The organism is Mesorhizobium sp. M7A.F.Ca.CA.001.10.2.1, from assembly GCF_003998575.1.
GTDB lineage: Bacteria > Pseudomonadota > Alphaproteobacteria > Rhizobiales > Rhizobiaceae > Mesorhizobium.
The window spans coordinates 1-7,017 of the sequence record NZ_RZQY01000296.1 but is presented as its reverse complement, the minus strand read 5'-3'; the positions used below and the strand labels follow the sequence as shown (position 1 = coordinate 7,017).

Sequence of the window (7,017 nt, the reverse complement as noted above, 5' to 3'; positions counted from 1 at the left end):
AAGCAGGGCGCCTCGATCATGATCCGCGGCCTGCGCGACGGCACCGACCTCGACTATGAGATGCAGATGGCCGGCATGAACGAGACCATGGCGCCCCAACTGCAGACGGTTTTTCTGCCCGCCAGTCCTTCGGTACGCACCATTACCGCCACACTTGTTCGCCAGATTGCCTCGATGGGCGGCGACATTCGCCCCTTCGTGCCGGCGGCGGTTGCCGGTGCGCTCACAGCCAAGTTCAAGAAGTAAGTTTTCGGAGAAAACCATGCAGCTGAAAAAGCTAGCCTCGTTCCTTGTCGTGCTCGCCGGTCTTGTGGCTGTGTCGGTCTCGGCTTTCGCCGCCGACCCGGAAAACACAATGATCATCACGCTGAAGGACGGCGACGTCACCATTGCGCTGAGGCCCGATCTTGCGCCAAAGCATGTCGAGCAGATCAAGAAGCTGGTGCGCCAAGGCGCCTATGACAACGTCGCCTTCCATCGCGTCATCGACGGCTTCATGGCGCAGACCGGCGACGTCAAGTTCGGCAATATGAAAAAGGGTTTCAGCGCCGAGGCCGCCGGCACCGGCGGTTCCGACCTGCCCGACCTGCCGGCCGAATTCTCACAGACCGAACATTATAAGCGCGGCGTGGTCGGTATGGCCCGCTCGCAGGACCCAAATTCGGCCAATTCGCAGTTCTTCATCATGTTCGCTCCGGCACCGCCCCTCGATGGCCAGTACACGATCGTCGGCAATGTCGTCAGCGGCATGGAACTGGTGGACCAAATCAAGAAGGGCGACCAGGCGGACAACGGCACGGTCACCGATCCCGACCGGATGATTAAGGTGCGCATCGCCGCCGACAAGTAAATTGTCGAATAACTCTGTTTCTCAAAAGGATATCTGACATGGCCGAAATCAAGGATCGCGAGAACGCGCTCATCATGGAAACGACCAAGGGCAAGGTCGTCATCGAACTTTTCCCCGACCTGGCGCCCGGCCATGTCGCCCGCATCAAGGAACTGGCCAGGGAAGGCGCCTATGACGGCGTGGTCTTCCACCGCGTCATCGAGGGTTTCATGGCGCAGACCGGCGACGTCAAGTTCGGCAATTCGAGCAAGCCTTCCTTCGCGCCGTCCCGCGCGGGCATGGGCGGCTCTGAAAAGCCGGATTTGAAGGCTGAATTCTCCAACGCCAACCATGCTCGCGGCACCTGCTCGATGGCCCGCTCGCAGAACCCGAACTCGGCCAATTCGCAGTTCTTCATCTGCTTCGACGATGCCGCCTTCCTCAACCGCCAGTACACGGTCTGGGGCCAGGTCATCGAAGGCATGGACAATGTCGACAAGATCAAGCGCGGCGAGCCGGTGCAGGATCCCGACAAGATCGTGTCGCTGAAAGTCGCGGCCGACGTCAAGTAAGGGCAAACGACAATGATGGGCGTCGTCTGGTCGCTTCTCGGCATCCTGTCCGGCGCCTTCATTGCCATTCAGGCGCCGATCAATTCGCAGCTGGCGCGCGGCCTGGGCCTCCCGGTCGCGGCGGCTGCGTTTTCGTTCCTGTCGGGCGCGATCGTGCTCGGTATCATCTCCGTCACGGTGGTGAAGCTGCAAGGCATCTCGCTCGACTGGAAGGCGCCGGCGCCCTGGCTGTTCGTGGCCGGCGGCATGCTGGGCGGTTTCTATGTCACGCTGTCGACGATTCTCACGCCACGCATAGGTGCGGCCGCGCTGATGGCGTTTCTGGTCACCGGCCAGTTGCTGGCCGGCATGCTCATCGATCGCGTCGGCTTCCTCGGCGTCGCGGTGCGTGAAATCTCGCTCGGCCGCGTTGCCGGCGCGGTGCTGCTGCTGGCCGGAGCGCTGCTCGTCCGGCTCTACTGATGCGCGTCGATCTCTTTGACTTCGACTTGCCGGAGGAGCGCATCGCGCTTCGTCCGGCGGAGCCGCGCGACAGCGCCAAGATGCTGGTGGTCAAACCCGGCGAAGGGTTCGACGACCGCAGGGTTGGCGACCTGCCGTCCTTGCTCAGGGCCGGCGACGTGCTGGTGTTCAACGACACCAAGGTCATTCCAGCGCAGCTCAAAGGCATCCGGAGGCGAGGCGAAGTGACAGCGCAGGTCGAAGCCACGCTGCATATGCGCATGGCGCCGGACCGCTGGCTGGCCTTCATGCGGCCGGGCAAGCGCATTGCCGCCGGCGACCGCATCCATTTCGGCCATGACGGCAATTCCTGTTTGCTCGGTCAGCTCGACGCCACGGTGATCGAGAAAGGCGAGGGCGGCGAAGCGCTGCTTGGCTTCGATCTGTCGGGGCCGTTCCTCGACGAGGCGCTGCACGCGGTCGGCCACATTCCGCTGCCGCCCTACATCGCCTCGAAACGCGACGACGACGAACGCGACCGGGCCGACTACCAGACCATCTATGCAAGCGAGGAAGGCGCCGTCGCGGCTCCGACAGCGGGCCTGCATTTCACGCCGGAGCTTTTTGCAGCGCTTGACAGCAAGGGCATCGAACGCCGCTTCGTCACCTTGCATGTCGGCGCCGGTACGTTCCTGCCGGTGAAGGCCGACGACACCGCCGACCACAAGATGCATGCCGAGACCGGTTCGGTCAGCGAAGCTACTGCGGACGCCCTGAATGCTGCAAGAGCAAGAGGCGGGCGCGTCGTTGCCGTCGGCACGACCTCGCTGCGACTGCTGGAGAGTGCGGCGCGTGAGGACGGTACTCTGGCTGCGTGGTCCGGTCCGACCGATATCTTCATCACGCCCGGCTACCGTTTTCGCACCGCCGACGTGCTGATGACCAATTTCCATCTGCCGCGCTCGACGCTGTTCATGCTTGTCTCGGCCTTCAGCGGCCTCGACACGATGCGTGCGGCCTATGCCCATGCGATCGAGAACCGTTACAGATTCTATTCCTATGGCGACGCAAGCCTGCTTTTCCGAGCGGAGACGAGCGATGGACGATGATCTGCAAGCCTTTGACCGCTATGCGCTGAATGCGGAATTGAAAAAGCTGCGCGCCGGCATTCGCCAGCACCTCGATTCCGCCATGCGCGGCTGCATCCACTACCGCCAGTCGCTCGACAATCAGGCGCCGGACGCCCCGATCCACGACAAGGAATTCAATGGCTAAGCCGTTCAGCTTCAAGGTTCTGGCAACCGACGGCAAGGCGCGACGCGGCGTGATCGACATGCCGCGCGGCGAAATCCGCACGCCGGCCTTCATGCCGGTCGGCACCGGCGGCACCGTCAAGGCCATGTATATGGACCAGGTGCGCGGTGTCGGCGCCGACATCATCCTGGGCAACACCTATCATCTGATGCTGCGGCCCGGCGCCGAGCGTGTGGCGCGGCTCGGCGGTTTGCATGAATTCGCCCGCTGGCCGCATCCTATCCTGACCGACAGCGGCGGTTTCCAGGTGATGTCGCTGTCGAAGCTGAGAAAGCTGACCGAAAAGGGCGTCACCTTCCGCTCGCATATCGATGGCGCCGCCTACGAGATGTCGCCGGAGCGTTCGATAGAGATCCAGGGATTGCTCGATTCCGATATCCAGATGCAGCTTGACGAATGCACGGCGCTGCCGGCCGAGATGAAGGAAATCGAGCGCGCCATGGAGCTGTCGTTGCGTTGGGCCGAGCGCTGCAAGACGGCGTTCGGCGATCAGCCGGGCAAGGCGATGTTCGGCATCGTGCAAGGCGGCGACAACGCGGCGCTGCGGGAGCGCTCGGCGCAGGCGCTGAGCGCGATGGAGCTGAAGGGCTATGCGGTCGGCGGCCTGGCCGTCGGCGAACCGCAAGCGGTGATGCTCGAGATGCTCGACATCACCTGCCCGGAACTGCCAGCGGACAAGCCGCGCTATCTGATGGGTGTCGGCACGCCCGACGATATCCTGAAATCGGTGGCGCGCGGCATCGACATGTTCGACTGCGTGATGCCGACACGGGCCGGCCGCCACGGCCTTGCCTATACAAGGCGCGGCAAGGTCAATCTGCGCAACGCCCGCCATGCCGACGATCCACGGCCGCTCGACGAGGAAAGCGACTGCCCGGCCGCCCGGGACTACTCACGCGCCTATCTGCATCATCTGGTGCGCTCGCAAGAAGCGCTCGGTGCTATGCTTTTGACCTGGAACAACCTTTCTTACTATCAAAAGCTGATGCAGGACATCCGCGCTGCGATCGAGACCGGCGCCTTCGAGGCGCGCGGCGCGGAAATCACCGAGGGCTGGGCGAGGGGCGATATCCCGTTGCTGTGAGGCCTCAAGTGCTGAGCGAATTCGAGGCGCGCAGGCTGCAGCCGGTGATCTGGAACGTGCCATCGGGCTGTTGCTGCAACGTGTAGACCGCCTCGTAATCCTTGCCGTCGGGGCCGACGATCAGCACCTGCTGGACGATCGAACCCGGAGCGGTCTCCTCGACCTTGCCGAAGGAATAGGTCCGCGGCTTGCGCACCGGCGGATAGCCGTTGGTCACCATGTTCATGAAGGCATCGACGGTCGGGAAGATCCGCTTCACATTCGGGGCGGCGAAGCTGTAGGCGGTGGCGCCGTCATTGGCGATGAGGGCCTTTAGCTGACTGTCGATGACGGACTGGCCCGCCTTGATCTCGGCATCGCCGGCCAATACCGACGACGCGAAGAGGAATGGAACGACTGCGATTGCGAAAAAGGCGCGGCGCATGGCCTGTCTCCGTTATCCCGCGAAATATCTTCCCTCGAAATGCTGCTGTCCGAAGACACATCATAACATACGCTTGGCAGCGCATCGCGGTTTCAGCGATTGCGAATATTCACTGGCGATCGGTGACAAGTTCCACGCCAGTGGCGGAGTTGCAGCAGGCGGTAGCCTAGGCCCGAGCCGGCTGAGCATTCATTCCAGCGCTTGAAAGCCCGCCTCCAGTCTGCCAGAAGGGCCGCTGGACTTGGACGTTTAGCGGGACGAAGCCATGAAGGCGTTTTTCGTGCAGATCAAATGCGAGCTCGGCAAATCCTATGAGGTTGCCAGCGCGCTTGCCGATGCCGAGATCGCCTCGGAAATCTACTCCACCGCCGGCAATTACGATCTGCTCGCCAAATTCTACGTCGACGACGAGGAAGACGTCGGCCATTTCGTCAATGAGAAGGTGCAGATTCTCCCCGGCATCAAGGACACGTTCACCGTCGTCACGTTTCGCGCTTTCTAGCCTGGAAACGCATTTGCCCGGGCACGAGGCAAAGGCTGATCAAGGTCATATTTCACCTGCCTCAATTTTAGGCAGGCGCAACATACTGATCGCCCGTATCTCCCAAATCACCGATTGCGCTTGATTTTCTCCGGCGACGTCAGTGAAATGGCGTCACAGGGGAGTATGCGATTGGCAGCGTTCGATGAAATGCTTCCGGAAATCTCCGGATTGAGAAGACCGTATTCGGCTTATGATCGCTGGCTGAAGGAGCAGGATCCGGCCAGGCTGACCGAGAAGATGCAGGACGCCGAACGCGTCTTCCGCAAGACCGGCATCACCTTCGCCGTCTATGGCGAGCAGGAAGCTTCCGAGCGGCTGATCCCGTTCGATATCGTTCCACGCATCATTTCAGGCAATGAATGGCGGCGCCTCACGCAGGGCATCGAGCAGCGCGTGCAGGCGCTAAACGCCTTCCTCGACGACATCTACCACCGCCAGGAAATCCTGCGCGCAGGGCGCGTCCCCAGGGAATTGATCGCCAGGAACGAGGCCTTCCTGCCGGAGATGATCGGGGTCAGGCCGCCGGCCGGCGTCTACACCCACATCATCGGCGTCGACATCGTCCGCATCTCGGAGGACGAATTCTACGTGCTGGAGGATAATGCGCGCACACCGTCGGGCGTCTCCTACATGCTGGAGAACCGCGAGACGATGATGCAGCTGTTCCCCGAGCTGTTCCAGAAGATCAAGGTACGGCCGGTGGAAAACTACCCGCAGCTTCTGCGCCAGTCGCTGGCGGCGGTGCGGCCGCAAAGCACCAAGGGCGCGCCGACCATTGCGGTGCTGACGCCCGGCAGCTTCAACTCCGCCTATTTCGAACACGCCTTCCTCGCCGACCAGATGGGCGTGCAGCTGGTCGAAGGCCAGGATCTGCGCGTCGTCGACGGCCATGTCGCGATGCGCACGACCGAAGGCTACAAGCAGATCGATGTGCTCTACCGACGCGTGGACGATTCCTTCCTCGATCCGCTGACCTTCCGACCGGATTCGGCACTCGGCATACCCGGCATCATGGATGTCTATCGGGCCGGCAACATCACCATCGCCAATGCGCCGGGCACCGGCATCGCCGACGACAAGGCGATCTATTCCTACATGCCCGAGATCATCGAATTCTACACCGGCCGCAAGGCGATCCTGGGCAACATCCCAACCTGGCGCTGCTCGGAGCCCGACAGCCTGAAATACGTGCTCGAGCACATCGACGAGCTGGTGATCAAGGAAGTCCATGGTTCCGGCGGCTACGGCATGCTGGTCGGGCCGGCTGCGACCAAGAAGGAATGCGAGACCTTTGCCAAGAAACTCCAGGCAAAACCTTCGAATTACATCGCCCAGCCGACGCTGGCGCTGTCGACATGCCCGATCCTGACGGAAAAGGGGCTGGCGCCGCGCCATGTCGATCTCAGGCCTTATGTGCTGGTCTCCGATCGCATCCAGATCGTGCCCGGCGGCCTCACGCGTGTCGCGCTGAAGGAAGGCTCGCTGGTCGTGAATTCCTCGCAAGGCGGCGGGACGAAAGATACTTGGGTGCTGGATGATTAAAGCGAATAGCGAATAGTGAGTAGCGAATAGGGGAAGGAGGGCAGCAAGACGGCGATCAATTCTTACAGGGACCTAATTGTTTGGAAAGCGGCCGTCGAGTTGGCGGTGGATTGCTATTCGGTAACCAAAGCCTTTCCAAGCAGCGAAATCTACGGGATGACCTCTCAGATGCGGCGGTCTTCCGTATCAATTGCAGCAAACATCGCCGAAGGGCATGGGCGGGAGAGTACGGGATCATTCATTCAATTTCTGCGCATGGCGCAGGGA

10 protein-coding genes and 1 pseudogene are annotated in these 7,017 nt (G+C 61.8%); 10 read left to right on the top strand and 1 reads right to left on the bottom strand.

Annotation, left to right across the window (positions count from 1 at the left end; translation table 11 throughout):
• From EN964_RS19245 to tgt, 7 genes and pseudogenes are all read left to right on the top strand, one after another.
• Window positions 1-246, top strand: a pseudogene (locus tag EN964_RS19245) (phosphopantetheine adenylyltransferase); the annotation flags it as partial.
• A 16-nt stretch (window positions 247-262) separates the two neighbouring features.
• Window positions 263-850, top strand: a complete 588-nt coding sequence (locus EN964_RS19240) for a peptidylprolyl isomerase (protein WP_127269468.1) — start codon at window positions 263-265, stop codon at window positions 848-850.
• 38 nt (window positions 851-888) lie between these two features.
• A complete protein-coding gene (locus EN964_RS19235; protein ID WP_127269467.1) occupies window positions 889-1,401 on the top strand; it encodes a peptidylprolyl isomerase in 513 nt (170 codons plus the stop codon).
• A gap of 12 nt (window positions 1,402-1,413) precedes the next feature.
• Complete coding sequence (locus EN964_RS19230) at window positions 1,414-1,863, top strand: DMT family transporter (RefSeq protein WP_127269466.1); 450 nt, start codon at window positions 1,414-1,416, stop codon at window positions 1,861-1,863.
• Window positions 1,863-2,951 (top strand): tRNA preQ1(34) S-adenosylmethionine ribosyltransferase-isomerase QueA, encoded by a 1,089-nt coding sequence (gene queA, locus EN964_RS19225; protein ID WP_127269465.1) that lies wholly within the window; start codon window positions 1,863-1,865, stop codon window positions 2,949-2,951. Before EN964_RS19230 ends, queA begins: the two co-directional genes overlap by 1 nt.
• Window positions 2,941-3,117, top strand: coding sequence for a hypothetical protein (locus EN964_RS37730; RefSeq protein WP_164749036.1), 177 nt, complete (start codon window positions 2,941-2,943; stop codon window positions 3,115-3,117). The genes queA and EN964_RS37730 overlap by 11 nt, the downstream gene beginning before the upstream one ends.
• Entirely contained in the window at window positions 3,110-4,240 is a 1,131-nt protein-coding gene (gene tgt, locus EN964_RS19220) for a tRNA guanosine(34) transglycosylase Tgt (RefSeq protein WP_127269464.1), read from the top strand. The genes EN964_RS37730 and tgt overlap by 8 nt, the downstream gene beginning before the upstream one ends.
• A gap of 4 nt (window positions 4,241-4,244) precedes the next feature.
• Here the strand turns inward: tgt and EN964_RS19215 are convergent, their stop codons facing one another.
• Window positions 4,245-4,664, bottom strand: coding sequence for a DUF4864 domain-containing protein (locus tag EN964_RS19215; RefSeq protein WP_127269463.1), 420 nt, complete (start codon window positions 4,662-4,664; stop codon window positions 4,245-4,247).
• Window positions 4,665-4,929: 265 nt separating this feature from the next.
• On the opposite strand from EN964_RS19215, the gene EN964_RS19210 reads away from it, so the two are divergent.
• The 3 genes from EN964_RS19210 to EN964_RS19200 all read left to right on the top strand — a co-directional run.
• Window positions 4,930-5,166, top strand: coding sequence for an Lrp/AsnC family transcriptional regulator (locus EN964_RS19210; protein ID WP_010909609.1), 237 nt, complete (start codon window positions 4,930-4,932; stop codon window positions 5,164-5,166).
• Between the two features lie 171 nt (window positions 5,167-5,337).
• Entirely contained in the window at window positions 5,338-6,750 is a 1,413-nt protein-coding gene (locus EN964_RS19205) for a circularly permuted type 2 ATP-grasp protein (protein ID WP_164749460.1), read from the top strand.
• Between the two features lie 54 nt (window positions 6,751-6,804).
• Window positions 6,805-7,017: four helix bundle protein (locus tag EN964_RS19200; RefSeq protein ID WP_164775879.1), on the top strand; the 213-nt coding region annotated here is incomplete at its 3' end.

Coding starts and splice junctions, on each gene's coding strand:
- EN964_RS19240 (WP_127269468.1), top strand. CDS start 263: ATGCAGCTGAAAAAGCTAGCCTCGTTCCTTGTCGTGCTCGCCGGTCTT.
- EN964_RS19235 (WP_127269467.1), top strand. CDS start 889: ATGGCCGAAATCAAGGATCGCGAGAACGCGCTCATCATGGAAACGACC.
- EN964_RS19230 (WP_127269466.1), top strand. CDS start 1,414: ATGATGGGCGTCGTCTGGTCGCTTCTCGGCATCCTGTCCGGCGCCTTC.
- queA (WP_127269465.1), top strand. CDS start 1,863: ATGCGCGTCGATCTCTTTGACTTCGACTTGCCGGAGGAGCGCATCGCG.
- EN964_RS37730 (WP_164749036.1), top strand. CDS start 2,941: ATGGACGATGATCTGCAAGCCTTTGACCGCTATGCGCTGAATGCGGAA.
- tgt (WP_127269464.1), top strand. CDS start 3,110: ATGGCTAAGCCGTTCAGCTTCAAGGTTCTGGCAACCGACGGCAAGGCG.
- EN964_RS19215 (WP_127269463.1), bottom strand. CDS start 4,664: ATGCGCCGCGCCTTTTTCGCAATCGCAGTCGTTCCATTCCTCTTCGCG.
- EN964_RS19210 (WP_010909609.1), top strand. CDS start 4,930: ATGAAGGCGTTTTTCGTGCAGATCAAATGCGAGCTCGGCAAATCCTAT.